General features: G+C 59.5%; 18 protein-coding genes. 6 read left to right on the forward strand and 12 right to left on the reverse strand.

Annotated elements, in window-relative coordinates; genetic code table 11:
- Positions 1-29: 29 nt before the first annotated feature.
- Genes ACZ3GY_RS15050 through ACZ3GY_RS15065 form a run of 4 tightly spaced genes read right to left on the reverse strand, consistent with a single transcriptional unit; the run spans position 30 to position 5177 of the window.
- The gene (locus tag ACZ3GY_RS15050) at positions 30-458 is read right to left on the reverse strand and encodes a TetR family transcriptional regulator (RefSeq protein ID WP_465910810.1); all 429 of its coding nucleotides are present in this window, start codon (positions 456-458) and stop codon (positions 30-32) included.
- Positions 455-2353 carry a site-specific integrase gene (locus ACZ3GY_RS15055; protein WP_465910811.1) on the reverse strand — a complete coding sequence of 633 codons (1899 nt, stop codon included), beginning with the start codon at positions 2351-2353 and terminating at the stop codon, positions 455-457. The genes ACZ3GY_RS15050 and ACZ3GY_RS15055 overlap by 4 nt, the downstream gene beginning before the upstream one ends.
- Positions 2350-4029 (reverse strand): hypothetical protein, encoded by a 1680-nt coding sequence (locus ACZ3GY_RS15060; protein ID WP_465910812.1) that lies wholly within the window; start codon positions 4027-4029, stop codon positions 2350-2352. The genes ACZ3GY_RS15055 and ACZ3GY_RS15060 overlap by 4 nt, the downstream gene beginning before the upstream one ends.
- The gene (locus tag ACZ3GY_RS15065; protein WP_465910814.1) at positions 4029-5177 is read right to left on the reverse strand and encodes a tyrosine-type recombinase/integrase; all 1149 of its coding nucleotides are present in this window, start codon (positions 5175-5177) and stop codon (positions 4029-4031) included. The genes ACZ3GY_RS15060 and ACZ3GY_RS15065 overlap by 1 nt, the downstream gene beginning before the upstream one ends.
- A 778-nt stretch (positions 5178-5955) precedes the next feature.
- On the opposite strand from ACZ3GY_RS15065, the gene exaC reads away from it, so the two are divergent.
- The 4 genes from exaC (at position 5956) to eutC (ending at position 11401) form a co-directional block, all read left to right on the forward strand.
- Entirely contained in the window at positions 5956-7476 is a 1521-nt protein-coding gene (exaC, locus tag ACZ3GY_RS15070; RefSeq protein ID WP_465910816.1) for an acetaldehyde dehydrogenase ExaC, read from the forward strand.
- A 76-nt stretch (positions 7477-7552) separates the two neighbouring features.
- Positions 7553-8998 (forward strand): ethanolamine permease, encoded by a 1446-nt coding sequence (gene eat, locus ACZ3GY_RS15075; RefSeq protein ID WP_463565882.1) that lies wholly within the window; start codon positions 7553-7555, stop codon positions 8996-8998.
- Between the two features lie 189 nt (positions 8999-9187).
- Positions 9188-10582 carry an ethanolamine ammonia-lyase subunit EutB gene (locus tag ACZ3GY_RS15080; protein WP_465910817.1) on the forward strand — a complete coding sequence of 465 codons (1395 nt, stop codon included), beginning with the start codon at positions 9188-9190 and terminating at the stop codon, positions 10580-10582.
- A gap of 9 nt (positions 10583-10591) precedes the next feature.
- Positions 10592-11401, forward strand: coding sequence for an ethanolamine ammonia-lyase subunit EutC (eutC, locus tag ACZ3GY_RS15085; RefSeq protein ID WP_465910818.1), 810 nt, complete (start codon positions 10592-10594; stop codon positions 11399-11401).
- Positions 11402-11735: 334 nt separating this feature from the next.
- On the opposite strand, the gene ACZ3GY_RS15090 is transcribed toward eutC, so the two are convergent.
- The 8 genes from ACZ3GY_RS15090 to ACZ3GY_RS15125 form a co-directional block, all read right to left on the reverse strand.
- Positions 11736-12671, reverse strand: coding sequence for a glutathione S-transferase family protein (locus ACZ3GY_RS15090; RefSeq protein ID WP_465910819.1), 936 nt, complete (start codon positions 12669-12671; stop codon positions 11736-11738).
- Between the two features lie 55 nt (positions 12672-12726).
- Positions 12727-13041, reverse strand: coding sequence for a GIY-YIG nuclease family protein (locus ACZ3GY_RS15095; protein WP_465910821.1), 315 nt, complete (start codon positions 13039-13041; stop codon positions 12727-12729).
- A 9-nt stretch (positions 13042-13050) separates the two neighbouring features.
- Positions 13051-13761 carry a phosphatidylcholine synthase gene (pcsA, locus tag ACZ3GY_RS15100; RefSeq protein WP_463565887.1) on the reverse strand — a complete coding sequence of 237 codons (711 nt, stop codon included), beginning with the start codon at positions 13759-13761 and terminating at the stop codon, positions 13051-13053.
- A 105-nt stretch (positions 13762-13866) separates the two neighbouring features.
- Positions 13867-14373, reverse strand: a complete 507-nt coding sequence (locus ACZ3GY_RS15105; protein ID WP_465910822.1) for a nuclear transport factor 2 family protein — start codon at positions 14371-14373, stop codon at positions 13867-13869.
- A 276-nt stretch (positions 14374-14649) separates the two neighbouring features.
- Complete coding sequence (locus ACZ3GY_RS15110) at positions 14650-15411, reverse strand: amino acid ABC transporter ATP-binding protein (RefSeq protein WP_225838944.1); 762 nt, start codon at positions 15409-15411, stop codon at positions 14650-14652.
- 11 nt (positions 15412-15422) lie between these two features.
- Positions 15423-16523, reverse strand: coding sequence for an amino acid ABC transporter permease (locus tag ACZ3GY_RS15115; protein ID WP_463565890.1), 1101 nt, complete (start codon positions 16521-16523; stop codon positions 15423-15425).
- Positions 16524-16535: 12 nt separating this feature from the next.
- Entirely contained in the window at positions 16536-17714 is a 1179-nt protein-coding gene (locus tag ACZ3GY_RS15120) for an amino acid ABC transporter permease (protein WP_463565891.1), read from the reverse strand.
- Between the two features lie 64 nt (positions 17715-17778).
- On the reverse strand, positions 17779-18807 hold the full coding sequence (locus ACZ3GY_RS15125; RefSeq protein WP_225838937.1) for an amino acid ABC transporter substrate-binding protein: 1029 nt from the start codon (positions 18805-18807) through the stop codon (positions 17779-17781).
- 479 nt (positions 18808-19286) lie between these two features.
- Between ACZ3GY_RS15125 and ACZ3GY_RS15130 the strand changes: the two genes are divergently transcribed.
- Together ACZ3GY_RS15130 and ACZ3GY_RS15135 are read left to right on the forward strand one after the other, a co-directional pair.
- On the forward strand, positions 19287-19946 hold the full coding sequence (locus ACZ3GY_RS15130) for an alpha/beta hydrolase (protein ID WP_465910825.1): 660 nt from the start codon (positions 19287-19289) through the stop codon (positions 19944-19946).
- Positions 19947-20150: 204 nt separating this feature from the next.
- Positions 20151-21089: a GGDEF domain-containing protein gene (locus ACZ3GY_RS15135; protein WP_463565893.1), complete on the forward strand. Its 939-nt coding sequence runs from the start codon at positions 20151-20153 to the stop codon at positions 21087-21089.
- The last annotated feature ends 34 nt before the right edge of the window (positions 21090-21123 follow it).

Below are 21123 nucleotides of genomic sequence, written 5' to 3' on the forward strand. Positions count from 1 at the left end.
GAGCCTGATGCTCTCGCACGTTCTGGCAATTATTGTGGAGGCGAGCTAGAGCAGAATTGGACTACATTAGTGCTGCTCGACTTGGCCTTCAAAACGGCGTTCTCATTCAAAAGAACCTCGTTAATCGAAGCGAGTTGCGCCACTTGAGCGCGCAAGTCTTCAATAGTCTGGCGGTACTCTGACGATTTCTTGCGCTCGGCAATGAGCTTCTGTTGCTTTAAGTCGCGCATCGTGCGACTGGAGCTACCTTGGACCTCGCGTATTGCCTCCGCAATTCTTGGATAGTGATTGTGGATCAGCGATGCTGATATGCCAGCCTCGCGGGCAACTGCTGTGATGGTGACCTTGGTTTCCGCTGTGTAAGCACGTCCCTTCTGAATCCGATAGAGCGCGAGCCGCAGATCCTTCTCCCGATCCTCCGCAGGCTTGTAGTTTTTTGGTTTATCTCTTGGCTTCATGCGCTCAATGCTCCCGAATCCATGCCTAGCTGGATTAGTACTTCACGGCACCGATTTAGGTCACGCTCAACACGTTTGCGGCCGCCCTCTCCAATGTCCGTGCAATTTGCCAGCCCTTTCAGATCATCGTGGAGTTGTTGATAGATGGTCGTGTGACCACGCCCAATCACGGCATTGTTACAACCCCCGCATCGAGTGCGCTCCAGAGTGTTGCCAACGCAGCCGTCGTTGTCTGCCGTACACCAAGCATGGCCGTTGCTGCGAATCGCAGTGCTCTCCGCAATGGACTTCAACATGGATGCGCGGTCTTTGAAGATAAGCAGGTTCTGCGGTTCCCGCTGCCATGTTTTGAGCGCTTCGCCATATCCTCCGGCCAGGGGGGCATCACCGACCCACCCATCGACGACGCCGAGCTTGATATCCACCAGCTCAGTCTGAATGTCCGTAAACAGTTCGGTGTCCAGATGTTGTCCCCAAGATTCATCCATCGCGTAGCCCAGAGTCATATCCAGCGTCCAGTGCACGTAGTGTTCTTTGAGGTAACGCAGGTCGCCGAATCTGCTGTGTGCCGCATAGTTCGCGAACTTACGGCGGAACTGGTGGCTAGCGAGATTCCAAGTCAACCCACAATCCTTGGCATATGCCTTAAGGTTAACGTTCCAAGACCAGCCGGGAAGTGTCCGTGCCTGCCTGCCCCCCTTGGTATCTAAGCGGAGAAAGAGGGCATGCTGATGCTTGTACGCCTCCGCGATCTCTGGATCATGAGGGTTGGTGCGTTGCCGCTTAACGACTTCGGCGGCGATAATTGCCTGATATGGCGCAGCCCATCTCTCCATCAGACGCAAAGCACGCACAGCCACCTCGGGTATCATCCAATCATGGATACCTGCATCCGTCTTGTCCGACCGCGAGCGCATCCAGTGGTACACGGTTCCGTCATCGTCCTGAGTACGGCGGTGTGCCCCCAATTGCAGGTTAGCCAGTTCGTGGTTACGACATCCTGAGGTGCTCGCGAGGACGATGTAACAGGCCGTGCGCAGGTCGTTCACCGTGGCGTTGAATGTCCTCAGGCCACCCCTCCAACCAAATGTGGCCAGGTACCTGTTCTTCGCCCAAACGACACCTGAGCTACTCCGATTCTTACGCTGCGTCGCAATGGCACCTAGCTCGTCCCGTAAGTCGAGCAATTGTGGGCCCTCCTTCACATGCTGGTATGCCCGATCGAACAAGGTGCAGAAATCCTCATCGGGGATCAGGGGCGTGGCTGCGCCGTGCCTGCGAGGAGAGCCGTAGCCTGTCATCCCCGCTAGCGCTGACGAGGAAGTCTCATCCCAAGGATGCAGTGGCATTGAGTCGTCGGTGTATTGACTTAGCTCATAGAGCGCTTCGACGGCCTTGAAGCGGTTTCTGAGCCCCGCCTGCGACAGGGGCTTGCCCTTTGATCGATACATCTGCCGGTGCGCCTTGCATGCATCTATATAGGTCGCACAGGCGAGGGGGGTCACCGCGCTGAGACTACTGAGATTGAGTGCTTCGAGGTGCCGTAGGAACGGCCTCGCACAGGTAAAGGTCTCTTGCAGCTGCCTGCCTTTTGGCCGACTCGCGCCACTACGCCCGCGGCGCAAATACCGATAGATGATGGCTTTCATCACTACCCGAAACGCCTGGGGTAGCGTACCGAAGTCCAGTCGTTTCGTGTTTGCTGGAATATTGCTGGAGAAGCCGCCGAGTTGCCAGGTGTCGTCGCCGTAACTACTGACGATGACCCAACGTCCATCGACCTGCACAGCTTTTATTATCAGCGCGTCGCGTTCTGATTTTGACATCCCACGCACATCTTGAGGCTGGCCAGTCAGGAGTGGCCATTGCTGCGCTGTGGCATCTTTGTCGCTCATCCAAAGACCTCCAGGCTATCGACGACATCGACTGACCAAAATGGGTGAGGGGCGATGCGCGCGTGTTCGCGGGCTGCCGCAACGGCAGCTCTCTTGAAGGTGCCGCGCCGAAGGCCTTCGGCAATAATGTAATGGTCAATCAGGCGGGGGATATGGGCATACCCCCGCGCCCATTGCCGCTTGTCCATGCGTGATCGCTCGGCAAGCACGCGGAAGTAAAAGCTGAATAGCTTGTGCAGATCTTCGGCGGTTACCGCGTAGTGCGTGCAACGCAGGCAGTTCATGAAATTCATGCAGGTTGCGCCCTCGCGCTTTGGGGCGAATTGTCCATTTATAGGATCTGCGCACCTGCCTGTGGGGGTGTCCTTATATGTCGCGCCGATGGTATTGGTTAACAGCTCCTGTACCAGCAGCTCACCCATGAACTGCCAGTTGCGGCGGGCATCCTCCCCGGGCGCGAGGTAGTTGCGGTCCGCCACCTGTGGGGAGTTACCCAGAGCCGCAGCGGTGATTGCTAGATCGCCGTCAGTCAGTTCGAAGATTCGGTTGGCGAAGGTTTTGCGCAGGCGCGAGACATTGAGTCGCAAAGGCTGCCCATCGCTACCAGTCAGTCCATGCTCTGCCACCAGTTGCCGGACGGCCCAGCACAGTGTCTGTGTTGTTATCGCCGTGACGTACCCAAATTCCTTGCAGCCGTCGGTTCGATACAGCCATAGACGGCCCTTTAGGTCGTCCGGCGCGTCGTGATGAAGCTGCTCTGTCAACGCCTGCACGCGGCGGATCAGGCGCTCGACGCTGATTTGAATGGTAGGAGTGGACTCAAGTAGACGCTCGATATCCGACTCCGCCCGCAGTGCCACCTTGCTGGTATTGCGTCCTCGCCGTTTCCATAGAATAAGGAAAACCATGTTTTCCTTAGGATGAGGGCGCAGGCAATTGCGGGTCATTTCCAGCAGTGGCGTTAGATTACGTCCGGTATGCAATGCTACGACCAGTAGCGCGTAAGCTAGTAACGCACTGGTCACAGCCCGATCCTCAGCCCAGATTGGCTCTATGGCCTTCCGTAGTGCTTTGGTGACAGCCCGCCGCTCAAGTTTGGTCAGCGCGGTCTCGCCCTTAAACTTACGGTTGATGTTAGGGAATGGGTTTCGCGGGAAGGTGGTGGCATCGCCTGCGGTAGTGAGGTGGAACAAAAGGCGTCTCCCTAGGGAGAGCAGCACTGGCTTGGTTTGTGAGTACGACGTCTTCTGGCTGCTGGTTGAGATGCCCAGCCCGGCCAGGTAACCAAGGTAACCGTCGATCAAGTCTCTGTTTATATCGTTTAAAGCCAAGTCTCGACCGAAGGACTTGGCCTGCAGCGCGCTGTAGTTTAAGAAATGCCGCAAACCACCATGGCAGTAGCTAATCACCGTTCTGGTCGAGACGGCACCATCCTGGCCGGCAATTAGGCGTTCGACCTGTTTCTGGCACGCGTAGGTGAAGGAGTCGATGCCGGTGCCGTACCAGGGGGCGAAGTCGAACGTTCGAGCATTAGAAATGTTCCGTACGAAATCTACTCTGGTGTTCGTCGGTGGAATGGCATCGGGCAGTATCACCACATTGCCTGCGGCGTCATGGCTGTGCTCCACCTGCGCAATTCGGAGATCGGTTTTGGTGAATACCTTTCGCTTGGACATCAGTCGATAACCGCCAGGTTGTTAAGCTCCTCGTCATATGCCAGCACTGCTTTATCGGCCATTTCGTTGACCAGATGCAGGTAAACCATGGTCGTCTGAATGCTGCGGTGGCCGAGCTGACGCTGAACAAACATCAGAGGTTCGATTCCGCTACCGGGGCTTCGCTGAAGGTTTACAAGTGTATGAGTGGCGTAGGTATGCCTAAGCATATGGGTATGGACTTTGATTCCCGCCCGCTTGCCGACGCCGCTGATGATGCGGTTGATACTTTTGCCGTTGTCGCTATAGGGCTCCCCAAACTGACCGAGAAAAAGTTCCTTTTTCTCGGTCCCGCTTGGCGAGGCTCGCTCGCCGCGAATAGTCGTCACATAGCGGTACATTTCGGCCATGAAGCGCCGGCTGATGTAAATTCCTCGAGGCTGGCGGCCTTTTGTAGTCATGCCGCTGCCATCGAACGGATCGATTCTGATGAGTAGATTGCGCTCGTTCCGTCCGGCCTTGTTAGGATCGAAGACATAGGCTAGGGGGAAGGAAGCAATCTCCTCTCGACGCAGACCCGTATGCAGCGCCAAGCGGATCATCATCCGATGATGAGGGTTACTCGCTGCTGTCAGGAGTGCTTTGACGTCAGCCATGCTCAAGAACTTGGGTAAGGTATTTGAGGCTCGAGGCATCAGATCGTTTGCGATGGCCTTACCACCACGCGCATCGACGTGAGCTAGTAAGCCCGTTGCGCGCTTGACTGTGCGTTCTTCAAAGCCGAAGGGCAGGCGCTTCACCCATTCCTGACTCAGTGCGTACTCGTAGAACTTGCATATGTAATGCAAGCGCTGGCGAGCGGTGCTTACGGCTAGTTTGCACTCTACTAAGCAGTAGTCACGGTAGGCCGCGACAAGGCTTTTTGCCTCGCCACGATCAACGTCATGCCAATCCAGATCATGGGCTTGGAGGAAACTGAAGAAATCGTACAGCGCACGTCCGGTGCTGGGCCACGAGCGCCTAGAGCCGATGGCTCCGCGATGCAGGTAGTGACGAAGAAATTGATTGGCCGGGACACAGCTCTCCATCGTGTCCCACAGGAGAATAGGGAACCCAGAATATCGAGACCCAGCAATCACCAAGTCATTAGTTGCCCACACTAAATTCATACACCGTCCTTTGCATTGACCAGATAAGTAATCCGTCAACTGCCCCCAACAGGATTAAAGGTTTCGGGCAGGCTCAATAGGTACCTAACCGTCTTTCTCCCAGTCGATTTGATAGCCCGATTCGCTTTGAATGCCCCAATGGTTCACAGCCAGACAGGCCACGCCTGCTAACTAGTACCGTTTCAGCGAGATATGCGAAACCGTGAAGCCGCATCTACTTCATGGTCAGGTGAGATCCACCTGACCATGAAGTAGATGCGGGATAATTCCCCCTGAAACCGAGCTAGCTATGGGCAAGCTCCAGCTACTTAGTCGTAAAACGTATGGGTAAGGGGGAAGGGGTTAGGGGCGGTAACCCAGACGGGCTTTGGGGATGAGAACTTGCCGGCGGCTGCAGCAATAAGAGTTCAGGCCTTGCGAGATACTTTTCGAGCCGGCGGCTCGGAGCCAAGGCCTGTGGAAGAGCTTTGCGCAAGCTTGATATCTCTCGCACGGTGCTACCAGCTAGGGAACCTAGGAATCAACGGAGAGCTTGGCGCCTGTCCTCCACCTGTAAGGCTTATGCTCAGTCGTGCACGCCTTCCCAGGATTTAACGTTTGTTAGGCCCCGGATCACGACACGCTCCCGACGGTTCACGAAATTTGACTTTGCAGAACAGCCAGGCTCGCCTAGCGTCAAGTCGGCCACATGAATTCGTCTCATAGTTCAAGCGCGCTTCGGTTGCACTAGCGACCCGCCCCCTTACAACTACAAGAAACCGTCCTTGGGAGAACTGTCATGATCTACGCCAAACCCGGTACTGCAGGCGCCGTCATCACCCTCAAACCGCGCTACGGCAACTACATCGGTGGCGAATTCGTCGCCCCGGTCGGTGGCCAGTACTTCACCAACACCAGCCCGGTGGATGCCTCGGTGATCGGTGAATTCCCCCGTTCCGACGCCAAGGACATCGACAAGGCCCTGGACGCTGCCCATGCCGCCGCCGATACCTGGGGCAAGACCTCGGTACAGGATCGTGCGCTGGTTCTGCTGAAGATCGCCGACCGCATCGAAGCCAACCTCGAACTGCTCGCCGTCGCGGAAACCTGGGACAACGGCAAGGCCGTGCGCGAGACCCTAAACGCTGACGTGCCGCTGGCCGCCGACCACTTCCGTTATTTCGCCGGCTGCATCCGCGCCCAGGAAGGCAGCGCAGCGGAGATCAACGAACACACTGCTTCCTATCACTTCCACGAACCGCTGGGCGTGGTCGGGCAGATCATCCCCTGGAATTTCCCGCTGCTGATGGCCGCCTGGAAGCTCGCGCCAGCCCTGGCGGCCGGCAACTGCGTGGTACTCAAACCTGCCGAGCAGACGCCGCTGTCGATCACCGTATTCGCCGAACTGGTCGGCGATCTGCTGCCGCCGGGCGTGCTCAACATCGTTCAGGGTTATGGTCGTGAAGCCGGCGAAGCGCTGGCCACCAGCACGCGCATCGCCAAGATCGCTTTCACCGGCTCCACGCCGGTCGGCTCGCACATCATGAAGTGCGCTGCCGCCAACATCATCCCGAGCACCGTGGAGCTGGGCGGCAAGTCGCCGAACGTGTTCTTCGAAGACATCATGCAGGCCGAGCCGGCGTTTATCGAGAAGGCCGCCGAAGGCCTGGTGCTGGCCTTCTTCAACCAGGGCGAGGTGTGTACCTGTCCGTCCCGCGCGCTGGTGCAGGAGTCGATTTTCGAGCCGTTCATGGTCGAGGTGATGAAGAAGATCAAGGTCATCAAGCGCGGCAACCCGCTGGATACCGAAACCATGGTCGGCGCCCAGGCGTCGCAGCAGCAGTACGACAAGATCCTCAGCTACCTGGAGATCGCCCAGCAGGAAGGTGCCGAGCTGCTCGCCGGCGGCGCCACCGAGAAGCTCGAGGGCGACCTGGCCAGCGGTTATTACATCCAGCCGACCCTACTCAAGGGCACCAACAAGATGCGCGTATTCCAGGAGGAGATCTTCGGCCCGGTGGTCGGCGTGACCACCTTCAAGGATGAAGCCGAGGCCCTGGCCATCGCCAACGACACCGAGTTCGGCCTAGGCGCCGGCGTGTGGACGCGCGACATCAACCGCGCCTACCGCATGGGCCGTGGCATCAAGGCCGGCCGCGTATGGACCAACTGCTACCACCTGTACCCGGCGCACGCTGCCTTTGGCGGCTACAAAAAGTCCGGGGTCGGGCGTGAAACCCACAAAATGATGCTCGACCACTACCAGCAGACCAAGAACCTGCTGATCAGCTACGACATCAATCCGCTGGGCTTCTTCTGATCTGCCGATTTGCCATAGATAGCCAACCCATAAAGCATCGCTCGCCGCACCGCGGCGGGCGTGAAGGAGTCCTGAAATGTCCAAAGAGACACTCTCCACACCCTCCCAGAGCGGTGTGGAAACCGAAGCCGTTGGCGCCGAGTACTTCGCCAACCGGCAATTGAAGCAAGGCGCTGCCGGCTGGATCCTGTTGATCGGCCTCGGCGTTGCCTACGTGATTTCCGGCGACTACGCCGGCTGGAACTTCGGCCTGGCGCAAGGCGGCTGGGGCGGCATGTTCATCGCCACGCTGCTGATGGCGACCATGTACCTGTGCATGTGTTTCTCGCTGGCCGAACTGTCCTCGATGATCCCTACCGCAGGCGGCGGCTACGGTTTCACGCGTACCGCCTTCGGCCCGTGGGGCGGCTTCCTCACCGGCACGGCGATCCTCATCGAATACGCCATCGCCCCCGCAGCCATCGCCTGCTTCATCGGCGCCTACTGCGAGTCGCTGTTCGGCATCGGTGGCTGGATCATCTACCTGGTGTTTTACGTGGTGTTCATCGGCATTCACATCCTCGGTGCCGGTGAGGCACTGAAGCTGATGTTCGTCATCACCGCCGTGGCGGCCATCGCCCTGGGCGTGTACATCGTGGCCATGGTGCCGCACTTCCAGGTCGCCAATCTGTTCGATATTCCCGCTACCGAAGCCACTGGCGCCAGCAGCTTCCTGCCGTTCGGCTACCTGGGCATCTGGGCCGCGCTGCCCTACGGCATCTGGTTCTTCCTGGCGGTAGAAGGCGTGCCGCTGGCCGCCGAGGAAACCAAGGATCCCAAGCGCGACCTGCCACGCGGCTTGATCGGCGCCGTACTGGTGCTGCTGGTGTTTGCCGGGCTGATCCTGCTGGTCGGCCCTGGCGCTGCCGGTGCGCAGTCGCTGGTGGCTTCGGGCAACCCGCTGGTCGAATCGCTGGTCAAGGTCTACGGCGGTTCCACCTGGATGAGCCAGTTCGTCAACCTAGTGGGCCTGGCCGGCCTGATCGCCAGCTTCTTCTCGATCATCTACGCCTATTCGCGGCAGATCTTCGCCCTGTCGCGTGCCGGCTATCTGCCACGTAGCCTGTCGCTGACCAACCGCAACAAGGCACCGGTGATGGCTCTGATCGTACCGGGCATCATCGGCTTCGGCCTGTCGCTGACCGGCCAGGGCGACCTGTTGATTCTGGTCGCGGTATTCGGGGCCACAGTGTCCTATGTACTGATGATGGCGGCGCACATCACCCTGCGCACCCGTCGTCCTGACATGCCGCGCCCGTACCGTACGCCTGGTGGCGTGGTGACGTCTTCGGTGGCTCTGGTGCTGGCAGCGGTCGCGCTGGTGGCCTGCTTCCTGGTCGACCTGCGCGTCGTGATCGGCGCTGCCATCATCTACGCTCTGTTCATTGCCTACTTCGCCTTGTACAGCCGTCACCATCTGGTGTCCGGTACGCCGGAGGAAGAGTTCGCCGCCATCCAGGCAGCCGAACGCTCCCTACGCTGATTTGCCCAAGTGGCCGCTCCGGCGGCCACGACAATGAGGGCACTTCTAAAAACGTAGGCGAGGCAGTCAGCGCAAGGCGAAAACAGGCGAGGAAGCGGAGTTTACGAGTTGTAAATGAGCATTCCGAGCCTGTTTTCAACGCAGCGATGACAACGCAGGTAGTTTTTAGAGGTGCCCGGGAGAAAGGATATGGCTCGCTTCACTCATACCATCGGCAACATGACCTGGAGCTTCGACAGCCTGCGCGAGCTGATGGCCAAGGCCAGCCCGGCGCGCTCCGGCGACTATCTGGCAGAGGTCGCCGCGCAAAGCGACGCCGAACGCGCCGCGGCACAGATGGCCCTGGCCAACGTACCGCTCAAGCATTTCCTGCAGGAAGCGCTGATCCCCTACGAAAAGGACGAAGTCACCCGGCTGATCATCGACACCCACGATGCCGCCGCCTTCGCCCCGGTTAGCCACCTCACGGTTGGCGGCCTGCGCGACTGGCTGCTCGGTGAGGCTGCCGACGAAGCCAGCCTGAGCGCCCTAGCGCCGGGGCTGACGCCGGAGATGGCGGCAGCGGTTTCGAAGATCATGCGTGTGCAGGATCTGATTCTGGTCGCGCAAAAAATCCGTGTCGTGACGCGTTTTCGCAACACGGTGGGCCTGCGCGGGCGGATGTCCACCCGGCTGCAGCCCAACCACCCCACCGACGATCCGGCCGGCATCGCCGCCAGCATTCTCGACGGCCTGCTCTACGGCAATGGCGATGCGATGATCGGCATCAACCCGGCCACCGACAGTGCGAGTTCGATCCGCGCCCTGCTGGACATGCTCGATGCGATCATCCAGCGCTATGAAATCCCCACCCAGTCCTGCGTGCTGACCCACGTCACCAGCTCCATCGCCGCCATCGAGCGCGGCGCACCGCTGGATCTGGTGTTCCAGTCGATCGCCGGCACCGAGGCGGCCAACGCCAGTTTCGGGGTCACCCTCAAGGTGCTGCAGGAAGGTTACGACGCCGGCCTGAGCCTCAAGCGCGGCACGCTGGGCAACAACCTCATGTACTTCGAAACCGGCCAGGGCAGCGCCCTTTCGGCCAACGCCAACCACGACGTCGACCAGCAGACCTGCGAAACCCGCGCCTATGCCGTGGCCCGGCACTTCAACCCGTTTCTGGTCAACACCGTGGTCGGCTTCATCGGCCCCGAGTACCTGTACAACGGCAAGCAGATCATCCGCGCCGGTCTGGAAGATCACTTCTGCGGCAAGCTGCTCGGCGTGCCAATGGGCTGCGACATCTGCTACACCAACCATGCCGAAGCCGATCAGGACGACATGGATACGCTGCTGACCCTGCTCGGCACCGCCGGCATCAACTTCATCATGGGCATTCCCGGCTCCGACGACGTGATGCTCAATTACCAGACCACCTCGTTCCACGATGCCCTCTACGCGCGCAAGGTGCTCGGCCTGCATGTCGCGCCGGAATTCGAACAGTGGCTGGCGCGCATGGGTATCTTCCAGCAGCAAGGCGGTCAACTACGCATGGGCGACGAGCTGCCGCCGGTGTTCCGCCAGGCCCTGGCGCAACTGGCTTAAGAGGACGTCATGTCAGACAAATCCCCCGCTACCGAGAACCCCTGGCAGCAGTTGCGGCAACTGACCCCGGCCCGTATCGCCCTCGGGCGGGCGGGCACCAGCCTGCCAACTGCCGCGCAGCTGGATTTCCAGTTCGCCCATGCCCAGGCCCGTGACGCCGTGCACCTGCCGTTCGACCATGAGGGCCTGCGTGAGGAGCTGCAGGGCCGTGGCCTCGACACCCTGTTGGTGCACAGTGCTGCAGCGGATCGGCATATCTACCTGCAACGCCCGGACCTGGGCCGGCGCCTCGACGAGGAGTCCGCCAACGCGCTGGATAACTACGCCGCAGAAAAGGGCTGCGGTTACGACCTGGCTATCGTCATCGCCGATGGCCTGTCGTCACTGGCCGTGCGCCGCCACAGCCTGCCGTTTCTGGAAAGGCTGCTCGATCAGCTCGGCGAAGAAGGCTGGAAACTGGCGCCCATCACCCTGGTCGAGCAGGGCCGGGTCGCGGTGGCGGACGAAGTGGGCGAACGGCTGGGGGCGAAGATGACGGTGATCCTGATCGGCGAACGCCCCGGGCTCAGCTCCCCCGACAGCCTGGGCCTGTACTTCACCTACGCGCCGCGGGTAGGCCTCAATGACGCCTACCGCAACTGCATTTCCAACGTGCGCCTGGAAGGCCTGAGTTACGGCATGGCGACCTTTCGCCTGATGTACCTGATGCGTGAAGCCTGCCGACGCCAGCTATCGGGCGTCGACCTCAAGGACGAAGCCGAAGTGCCGACCCTGGAGGACGCCGGGCCGGGCAACTTTTTGTTGCCGGATCAGCGTTGAAGCAGTAGACCGATGGGTCAGGCCGACTGCCAAACCTCTCGCGGCTAAAGCCGCTCCCACGGTTGATGCCGCTTGTGGGGAGGGGCTTTAGCCGCGATCTTTATCGAATTCCCTATCGATCAACGCGCCCTGGTGAGGAAGCCCAGGATGGCAATGGGTTGCACCTACGCGGCCCGCCCCATCCTCCGCCCTGAAAGCTAAATGCGGCCATTGCACAGTACCTGTGGAAGCGGGCCATGCCCGCGAAAAAAATCACGGGCATGGACTAGGCGTCCCAGCACGTTCCCACAGGGGAAAGTGGGTTAACGTCCCGCCCTTCAGCAACCGTAAACTACTAACGCCCTTCAATATGAAACCCGAGCCGCGGGAAGTGCACGTGCACGATCCCGGCGCGGGCATCCTCGCGGCGCACAATCAGCTCTTCCACGCCAGCAAACAACAGCTCGCCTTCGACGGCATCCACACCGTAGTCGATGGCCGAAATCGACACGGCCTGACCGCTGACGAAACCGTTGAGGTCACTGAAACTATCCGCCGGCAAGGGCGCTGGTGTGGCCTCGCGCGCCACCGTGATGGCATCCTCGCTGCTCAACGGCTCAGGCTTGCCGTGCCCCTGCGCCAGCACCCGATCCAGCCAGGCCGCGACAGCCGGGTAGCCATCGACCAGCGGCGAAGTCACCGACGTTGCACGCATGAACCACAACGGGTGAGCCATGGCGATATCGGCCAAGCTCGCCTCACCGAACAGGAACTCACCACCACCCTCCTCAAGTTGCGCCTGCAGGCGGGCCATGAAGACCGGCCACTGGTGCTTAGCTTGCTCGGCGGGCAAGCGGCTGGCCTGGCCACCAGAGAACAGCTTGGTGCGGTCGGCGATAAAGGCCTGAACGAACTCCGGAGGTGCCTTGGCAAAGCGCACGGCGATGGACTCGGGCTGGAACACCAGGCTGACCGCATGCTGGAACACCACCGAGTCGGCCCATTGGGCGAAGGCGGCGATGGCGAACGCCCGGTTGCCAGGCAACAGCGCCGGCTGCGACTGATGGGCTTCCAGGCGGCGGGCGATCAACGCGGTGTCGCAGTAGATATCGGCACCGATCTGCAGCACCGGTGTCTTGCGGTAGCCGCCGGTAAGGGCTGTGAGGTCTGGCTTGGGCATTACCGGTGGAATCTGCACCGAGCGCCAGGCCAGGTCTTTGAAACCCAGCAACAGACGCGCCTTTTCGGCGAAGGGCGACGTGGGGTAATGGTGCAGGATGAGCTCAGACATTGGAGACCTCCGGGAAGGGATGAGACCTGCAGCTTAACTCAGCGTGCTGCTGGTACTAGGCAGACCCCATTGGGGCTGATGAGTGCTCATCAAGGACATGCATCAGGCTACTGGTGGCCACCAGCGCCTCCTTGGCTCCTTTGCCCAGCCGCTTGATCGCCCGCTCGCGGCGCAGGGCATCACCCTTGCCGATACAGCTTTCGCTGTAGACCAGAGCCACTGCAGGGCTGGAAAAGAAGAAACGTGCGCCCTTGCCACTCTGGTGCTGGGCGAAGCGGCGCTGTGGATCATCACTGATGCCACAATAGAGCGCACCATTGGAGGCGCGCACCAAGTAAACGAACCAGACCTTATCCGGCGAGACACTCATTGCCGGCGATCAGGCGAACCATTCGCGGGCAGAGCGCCATACGCACATGCCGACGAAGTACGCCGAAGACAGGCCCCACAGTGCCAGCAACCACAGCGGCTGGGTCGGGAACTGGATAATCAACCCGGCACAGGCGAGCATCCAGATCATCGTCACCGCGATGTTCAGCGCCATGAACTGCTTGACCCGGAACGGGTGCAGGAACTTCATGCGGGTCAGCGTCAGGCCTGCCAGGATCATGATGACCAGGAAGGTCACCCATGGCTGGAAGTCGAGCAGATAGAGATACACCACCACCACGTTCCACGCCGCCGGGAAGCCGACGAAGTAGTTGTCCTTGCTCTTCATGTTGACGTTGCAGAAGCAGAACAGCGAAGACAGCAGAATGATGCCCACGGACAGCAGCAACGTGTACTCGGGCAGCGGGATGAAGCGATAGACGAAGATCGCCGGGATGAACACGTAGGTGAGGTAATCGATCACCAGATCAAGGGTCGAACCGTCGAAGTGCGGCAGCACCACCTTGACGTCGTACTTACGTGCCAGCGTGCCGTCCAGGCCATCGACCAGCAGCGCTAATCCCAACCACAACAGGCAGCTTTCCGCCCTCCCCTCAATCAGCGCGAGCAGCGCCAACATGCCAAGGATTACCCCGCTGGCGGTTACCGCGTGAACGCTCCATGCCTTGGCTTTACTGGGTGATAGCGACATAACACTCATGATCGAAATACTCTGGTAGACGGACTTTCACGCAACGAACCGACCCTTTACATGCACAGGGCCATTCATCGATGAAGATTCAGACCGAGAAGCCTACCACTCCGTTCAGCTGCGCGCTTCTACACCTTGATGTTCGTCTGACGCACGGGAGGACTGAAACTGACGCAAACCGCTCCTGGCCTTTCGGCGCACGGTGTTTTTTAACAACGGCGTCCAGCCGATCAGCATGCCCTGAAAACCCAGCGCCTGCGCGGACCAGCGCCACATATCGAAGTGATCGCGGTGCTCGACGATCAATCCGTCGCGAATCACGAACGACGCCTGGATACGGTTGACCACCGTGCGGCCGGTCTGGCTGAACAGGTAAGTGGCTACCCAGCTGGCGCTACCACCATTGGCATCGGCCTGCACATCACTGAAGGTCAGCGAGAACTTCTTGGCGCGGGTGGTCAGCATGCGCCACATGTCTGCGGCGTCGTCACCGGTCAGGGTGCCAAATGCCGGATCGCTGAAACGGACATCAGGCGCGTAGCAACTCACCATGCGCTCGGCATCCAGCTGCTGGAAGGCCTGGTAGAAACGGGTGATCACATCGGCATTCGGGTGAGACATGGTTGAGCTCCTTGGCGATACGCAGAGTATCGCCGCAAAACGCCAATCCGACGATGGGCATATCGGCCATTGATACGCCCTCATCAGAACGCAAAAGGGAGCCCTTAGGCTCCCTTCAAATACGCATCCACCATCAAGAACGCGCTTTCGATCTAGCGAGCTAGAGCCCTGCAAGGCAAAAACAGGCGAGGAAGCGGAGTGTACTTTTGTACATGAGCATTCCGAGCCTGTTTTTAACGCCGCAGGGCCGACGCGCAGCAGATCGTAAGCTCGTTCTCAGTGCAGGATCTGCCCGAGGAACAGCTTGGTACGCTCGTTCTGCGGATTGTCGAAGAAGGCGTTGGGTTCGGCCTGTTCGACGATCTCGCCCTTGTCCATGAAGATAACCCGATCCGCCACGGTACGGGCGAAGCCCATTTCGTGAGTCACGCAGAGCATGGTCATACCGTCTTGGGCCAGGCCGATCATGGTGTCGAGTACTTCTTTGACCATTTCCGGATCGAGTGCCGAGGTCGGCTCATCGAACAGCATGATCTTCGGCTTCATGCACAGGGCACGGGCGATGGCCACACGCTGTTGCTGCCCACCGGACAGTTGCCCCGGATACTTGTGAGCCTGCTCGGGAATACGCACGCGCTCGAGGAAGTGCATGGCGATTTCTTCGGCTTTGCGCTTGGGCATCTTGCGAACCCACATAGGCGCCAGCGTGCAGTTTTGCAGCACGGTAAGGTGCGGGAACAGGTTGAAGTGCTGGAACACCATGCCCACTTCGCGGCGCACGGTTTCAATGTGCTTGAGGTCGCGAGTCAGTTCGGTGCCATCGACCACGATGCGACCGGCCTGGTGTTCTTCCAGACGGTTGATGCAACGGATGGTCGTGGACTTGCCCGAGCCCGACGGCCCGCAGAGCACGATGCGCTCGCCCTGACGCACATCCAGGTTGATGTCCTTGAGTACGTGGAACTGCCCATACCACTTGTTCACGCCTTGCAACTGAATGATCGGCTCGGCGCTGGGTTGCTTGTTTGCTTCGCTCATCTAAGTGACTCCTAACGCTTGTGGCCAGTGTCCAGTTTCCTCTCCAGATGGAGGGAATAACGGGACATGCCGAAACAGAAAATCCAGAAAATCAGGGCGGCGAACACATAGCCCTCGGTCGCCATGCCCAGCCACGTCGGGTCGGCTGCTGCCTGTTTGACGCTGTTGAGCAAGTCGAACAGACCGATGATGATCACCAGACTGGTGTCCTTGAACAGGGCGATGAAGGTGTTGACGATGCCCGGGATCACCAGCTTGAGCGCTTGCGGCAGGATCACCAGACCCATCATCCGCCAGTAGCCCAGGCCCATGGCGCCAGCTGCTTCGTATTGCCCCTTGGGAATCGCCTGCAGACCACCACGTACCACTTCGGCGATGTAGGCCGACTGGAACAGAATCACTCCGATCAGCGCCCGCATCAGCTTGTCGAAGCTCATGCCTTCAGGCAGGAACAGCGGCAGCATCACCGAGGACATGAACAGGACGGTGATCAGTGGAACGCCACGCCAGAACTCAATGAACGTCACGCAAACCACTTTTACCGCAGGCAGATTGGAGCGACGCCCCAGGGCAAGCAGAATGCCCAGCGGCAGCGCACCGGCGATACCGACGGCGGCGATCACCAGCGTCAGCATAAGGCCGCCCCAACGGCTGGTCGGTACGGTTTCCAGACCAAACACACCACCATGCAACAGGCACCAGGCGACGATCGGGTAGATCACCAGAAAACCAATGCCGTAGAAGGCCTTGCGCGGGAACTTGGAAATGAACAGCGGCGCAGCGCCAACGATTGCCAGCACCGCGGTCAGATCCACACGCCAGCGCAGCTCGCTAGGGTAGAAGCCGTACATGAACTGGCTGAAGCGCGCCTGGATGAACACCCAGCAAGCGCCTTCCTTGGTGCAGTCGGCACGGGTGGTGCCCACCCAGTTGGCGTCGATGAACGCCCACTTGAGCAGCGGTGGCACCATCAGCCAGATGAGGTAGATGGCGAAGAAGGTCAGCAGCGTATTAAGCCAGCTGGAGAACAGGTTGCTACGCATCCAGGCCACCACACCAACGCTGGCGCTGGGTGGTGGCTGATCCGGTTTGAAAGTATGGGTCGTGCTCATTGCGCTAGGTCCTCACCGCTCGATCAGCGCGATGCGCTTGTTGTACCAGTTCATCAGCAGGGAAATGCTGATACTGATCGCCAGGTACACGCTCATGGTGATAGCAATCACCTCGATGGCCTGCCCCGTCTGGTTGAGTACCGTACCGGCAAACAGCGACACCATATCCGGATAGCCGATGCCGGCCGCCAGAGAGGAGTTCTTCGCCAGGTTCAGGTATTGGCTGGTCAGCGGCGGAATGATCACCCGCATGGCCTGGGGAATGATCACCTTGCGCAGGGTCGGGCCCGGGCGCAGGCCCAGAGAGCGAGCCGCTTCGGTCTGCCCGTGGCTGACCGCGTTGATCCCGGAGCGCACGTTTTCGGCGATGAAGGCCGCGGTGTAGACGGTCAGCGCGATGGTCAGCGCCAGCAGTTCCGGGATCATCACCCAGCCGCCAACGAAGTTGAATCCCTTGAGCTCAGGTAGCGACCAGTGCAGCGGGCTGCCGAAGATCAAGGCGAACAGCGTCGGGATGACAATCGCCAATCCCAAACCAACCCAGAACTTGTGGAACGGCACGCCTGTGGCTTCAAAGCGCTTGTTGGCCCAACGGGTCATCAGCACGATGGCGACAATGGTGATCAGCACGCCAACCATGAACGGCCAAAAGGCGCCAGTCGCTTCAGCGGCGGGCATGTTCAAACCACGGTTACTGAGGAAGAAGCTGTCGCCCAAGCTGATACTGGCGCGCGGACCAGGCAGTGGCAGCAGCACGGCGAAGTACCAGAAGAGAATCTGCAGCAACGGCGGAATGTTGCGGAAGATTTCGATGTAGACGGTCGCCAGCTTGCTGATCATCCAGTTCGGCGAAAGCCGCGCGATACCGATAAGGAAGCCGAGGAAGGTGGCCAGCACGATACCGATGATGGACACCAGCAGCGTGTTGAGCAGCCCGATAACGAAAACGCGGGCATAGCTGTCCGCTTCGGTGTAGCTGATCAGGTGTTGGGCGATGCCGAAGCCGGCACTGCGCTCAAGGAAATCGAAGCCGGAGGTAATGCCCCGGTGTTGCAGGTTGGTCTGTGTATTGCTGAACAGGAACCAGCCCATTGCGACCACGGCCACAACGGTAATGATCTGGAATAGCCAGGCACGCACACGTGGATCGCTGAGGGAGAACCCCTGCGGTGCGCCGATGTTTTTCTGCATGGGAATGCCCCAGGTATAACGGAACGAAAATCGCCCGGCAGCAGGCTGCCGGGCGACAGGTCAATCAACGCACTGGAGGAGCGTAGTGCAGACCGCCTTTGTTCCACAGAGCGTTGAGGCCACGCTCGATTTTCAGCTCGCTGCCTTTGCCGATGTTACGGTCGAAGACTTCACCGTAGTTACCGACCTGCTTGACGATCTGGACAACCCAGTCCTTCGGCAGCTTGAGATCTTTACCGTACTCACCATCGGCACCCAGCATACGGGCGACGTCAGGGTTCTTGGTTTCCTTGGCCAGGGCTTCGACGTTCTTCGAGTCGACACCCAGCTCTTCGGAGTTGAGCATGGCGAACAGAGTCCACTTGACGATAGCCATCCAGTCTTCGTCGCCACGACGAACCAGCGGGCCCAGCGGCTCCTTGGAGATCACTTCCGGCAGTACAACCCAATCACCTGGTGCGCCCAGCTTGATGCGCTGTGCGTAGAGTTGCGATTGGTCGGAGGTCAGCACGTCGCAACGGCCAGCTTCAAGAGACTTGGCGCTCTCGTCGGAGGTGTCGAACGTGATGGGGGTGTACTTCAGGCCGTTCGAGCGGAAGTAGTCGGAGACGTTCAGCTCGGTGGTGGTGCCTGCCTGGATACAGATGGTCGCGCCATCCAGTTCCTTGGCGCTGGCAACGCCCAGCTTCTTGTTAACCAGGAAGCCGATGCCGTCGTAGTAAGTCACGCCGGTGAAAACCAGGCCCATGCCGCCGTCGCGGGAGCTGGTCCAGGTGGTGTTACGCGAGAGCATGTCGACTTCACCGGACTGAATCGCGGTGAAACGCTCTTTGGCGGTCAGGGGACTGTACTTGACCTTGGTCGCGTCACCGAATACTGCTGCGGCTACACCGCGGCAGATATCGACGTCGATACCCTGATAGTTGCCCTTCTCATCTGGTACCGAGAAGCCCGGCAGGCCATCGCTGACGCCGCACTGTACGAAACCTTTCTTTACCACAGCATCAAGGGTGGCACCGGCGTGGGCCATGCCTGCAGCGCCCAGAACGGCGGCGGCGGTCAACATCGCCAGGGTGGTTTTAACCATCTTCATTGAACATTCTCCGGTTGCTTTTGTTGTGTTGGAGTCTCAGTCGGATCGCCGTACCCTTTTGGGGCATGTCGACACTGTTGGCAGCAACGGTGTCGACCAGTGACCAGACCTCGGCGCGAGTGTAGGACCTGTTCGAGTGTGGGTCATCAACTCTCGCACCGGCCCATTGGTGAACGGGCCTGAGACGGATAGCAAATTTGCAAATCGCCTGGCATGCAGCGCCCTGCGAACCTTTTGGAAACCCCATCAAATCGGCTTTCCCGTCTGCTCCGTAACCGTAGGCGGTGTTACCGCATAAGGCCAACGACATCAGTCTTCAGGTTTATAGCAAAGCCCATACCATCCCTTGTTTTTTCCCATGGCATGGGCAGGTCAAGGGCGAAACTTGTAATCTTGCGACATCTTGTTCACGGATTAGCGTAGTGCCTAAAAAGTACATCGCACCAAAAAAGAGCGAAGGCCCCACAATGGAGCAACACATGAACACCACATTGGTACTTCAGTCCCCACTTCCCGCGGACGCCTGCGTCATCTGGCTACACGGTCTGGGTGCAGACCGCTTCGACTTCCAACCGGTAGCCGAAGCGCTGCAGCAGTCGCTACGCAGTACCCGCTTCGTATTGCCCCAGGCACCTACGCGAGCAGTGACCATTAATGGTGGCTGGGAGATGCCGAGTTGGTACGACATTCTCGCCATGAGTCCGGCCCGGGCGATCAATCGCGACCAACTCGAGCAATCGGCACAACAGGTCATCGACCTTATCGAAGCACAGCACGACGACGGCATCGATCCAGCACGTATCTTCCTTGCCGGCTTTTCGCAGGGCGGTGCAGTGGTGCTACATACCGCGTTTTTGCGCTGGCAAGGCCCGCTGGGTGGCGTATTGGCACTTTCCACCTACGCACCGACCTTTTCCGATCAAGTACCGCTGAGCGACCTGCAACGCGGCATACCGGTGCACTGCCTGCACGGCAATCAGGATGCTGTGGTGCTGCCTGATATGGGCCGCGCCGCCTACGATTGGCTTCGCGCGCGAGATGTCGCCGTAACGTGGCAGGAATATTCCATGGGCCATGAAGTGTTACAGGAAGAAATACGCGATATCGGCGCTTGGTTGGCAGCACGTCTACAACGGTAATTTCCGCGAGACGCAGAGATGTGATGGATATCACAATCCGCACACTGACAACCCAGGCCATTACGCAAGTTCATTGTCAACCCCTCAGCCGCCGGATACTGTCGCTGAGATATGGCTCCTACCTTCGCCATGAATGGGGTCATCGACCCAGGGAGCGTTAGCGGTGCCAATCGTTAATCGTTGTCGAGCAAGGATGCTGATGCCATGAAGGCCGCCCATTGGCAGACCGATCTCCAGCAGATTCGTCATTTGCGATTGTTCAACAACGTCGCACTCAGTAGTTTGACGCGACTGCTCGACTCCTTTCGCCCCTGCGACTTGGATACCGGCGAAGTTCTGCTCTCGCCGTTCGAGCGCAATCAGTACCTCTATATCGTGGTCAACGGCGGCCTCAAGGTTTACCTGGGCTCTCTGGACAACCAGCCGGTCAACACCCTACGCCCAGGCGATTGCGCAGGCGAGATTAGCTTTATCGACAACGGGCACCCCAGCGCTTATGTGGTGGTCACCGAGCCTAGCAGCGTTCTGCGCCTACACCGTGACGCCCTGAGCACACTGTTCCAACAGTCACCGCAGATGATGCAGAATCTGCTGGAAGTGCTCTGCAGCCGTGTACGCCAGGGCAACCGGCAGTTGATCGACAGTGAGCAGAACGCCAATGTCGACAAGCTCACCGGCGCCTTCAATCGGCGCTGGCTTGAGCATATATTCGAACGCGAACGCACCCGCTGCCTATTCAGCTATCAGCCCCTGAACCTGCTGATGCTCGATGTCGACCACTTCAAGGATTACAACGATCAACACGGGCACTTGGCTGGCGACTATGCCCTGTGCCTGGTTACCCACACCCTACGCAAGCAGTTACGCGCACGCGACAGCCTGGTTCGCTTCGGTGGTGAAGAGTTCGTGGTGTTGTTGCCGGAGCTGTCGCTGCAGCAGGCCATTGACATCGCCGAACGCCTGCGTGAAAGCCTGGAGCAGATCAGCGCTTTCTACTCACCGCTCGGCGCCCAGCCGGGTGTAACCATTTCCCTTGGGCTAACGCAGATGACGCAAAAAGACAGCCTGAACAACCTGATCGAGCGCGCCGACCAAGCGCTGTACAGGGCCAAAGACGCAGGCCGCAACCGCCTCTGTCACTGAAATGCCGTCACCGCGTGGCATGCTGCCAGAACCC

The sequence above is a fragment of the Pseudomonas sp. PME37.24/006 genome (assembly GCF_055556635.1).

Bases quoted from the DNA above. Each gene is read 5' to 3' on its own strand.
- ACZ3GY_RS15050 (WP_465910810.1), bottom strand. From the start codon at position 458: ATGAAGCCAAGAGATAAACCAAAAAACTACAAGCCTGCGGAGGATCGG.
- ACZ3GY_RS15055 (WP_465910811.1), bottom strand. From the start codon at position 2,353: ATGAGCGACAAAGATGCCACAGCGCAGCAATGGCCACTCCTGACTGGC.
- ACZ3GY_RS15060 (WP_465910812.1), bottom strand. From the start codon at position 4,029: ATGTCCAAGCGAAAGGTATTCACCAAAACCGATCTCCGAATTGCGCAG.
- ACZ3GY_RS15065 (WP_465910814.1), bottom strand. From the start codon at position 5,177: ATGAATTTAGTGTGGGCAACTAATGACTTGGTGATTGCTGGGTCTCGA.
- exaC (WP_465910816.1), top strand. From the start codon at position 5,956: ATGATCTACGCCAAACCCGGTACTGCAGGCGCCGTCATCACCCTCAAA.
- eat (WP_463565882.1), top strand. From the start codon at position 7,553: ATGTCCAAAGAGACACTCTCCACACCCTCCCAGAGCGGTGTGGAAACC.
- ACZ3GY_RS15080 (WP_465910817.1), top strand. From the start codon at position 9,188: ATGGCTCGCTTCACTCATACCATCGGCAACATGACCTGGAGCTTCGAC.
- eutC (WP_465910818.1), top strand. From the start codon at position 10,592: ATGTCAGACAAATCCCCCGCTACCGAGAACCCCTGGCAGCAGTTGCGG.
- ACZ3GY_RS15090 (WP_465910819.1), bottom strand. From the start codon at position 12,671: ATGTCTGAGCTCATCCTGCACCATTACCCCACGTCGCCCTTCGCCGAA.
- ACZ3GY_RS15095 (WP_465910821.1), bottom strand. From the start codon at position 13,041: ATGAGTGTCTCGCCGGATAAGGTCTGGTTCGTTTACTTGGTGCGCGCC.
- pcsA (WP_463565887.1), bottom strand. From the start codon at position 13,761: ATGAGTGTTATGTCGCTATCACCCAGTAAAGCCAAGGCATGGAGCGTT.
- ACZ3GY_RS15105 (WP_465910822.1), bottom strand. From the start codon at position 14,373: ATGTCTCACCCGAATGCCGATGTGATCACCCGTTTCTACCAGGCCTTC.
- ACZ3GY_RS15110 (WP_225838944.1), bottom strand. From the start codon at position 15,411: ATGAGCGAAGCAAACAAGCAACCCAGCGCCGAGCCGATCATTCAGTTG.
- ACZ3GY_RS15115 (WP_463565890.1), bottom strand. From the start codon at position 16,523: ATGAGCACGACCCATACTTTCAAACCGGATCAGCCACCACCCAGCGCC.
- ACZ3GY_RS15120 (WP_463565891.1), bottom strand. From the start codon at position 17,714: ATGCAGAAAAACATCGGCGCACCGCAGGGGTTCTCCCTCAGCGATCCA.
- ACZ3GY_RS15125 (WP_225838937.1), bottom strand. From the start codon at position 18,807: ATGAAGATGGTTAAAACCACCCTGGCGATGTTGACCGCCGCCGCCGTT.
- ACZ3GY_RS15130 (WP_465910825.1), top strand. From the start codon at position 19,287: ATGAACACCACATTGGTACTTCAGTCCCCACTTCCCGCGGACGCCTGC.
- ACZ3GY_RS15135 (WP_463565893.1), top strand. From the start codon at position 20,151: ATGAAGGCCGCCCATTGGCAGACCGATCTCCAGCAGATTCGTCATTTG.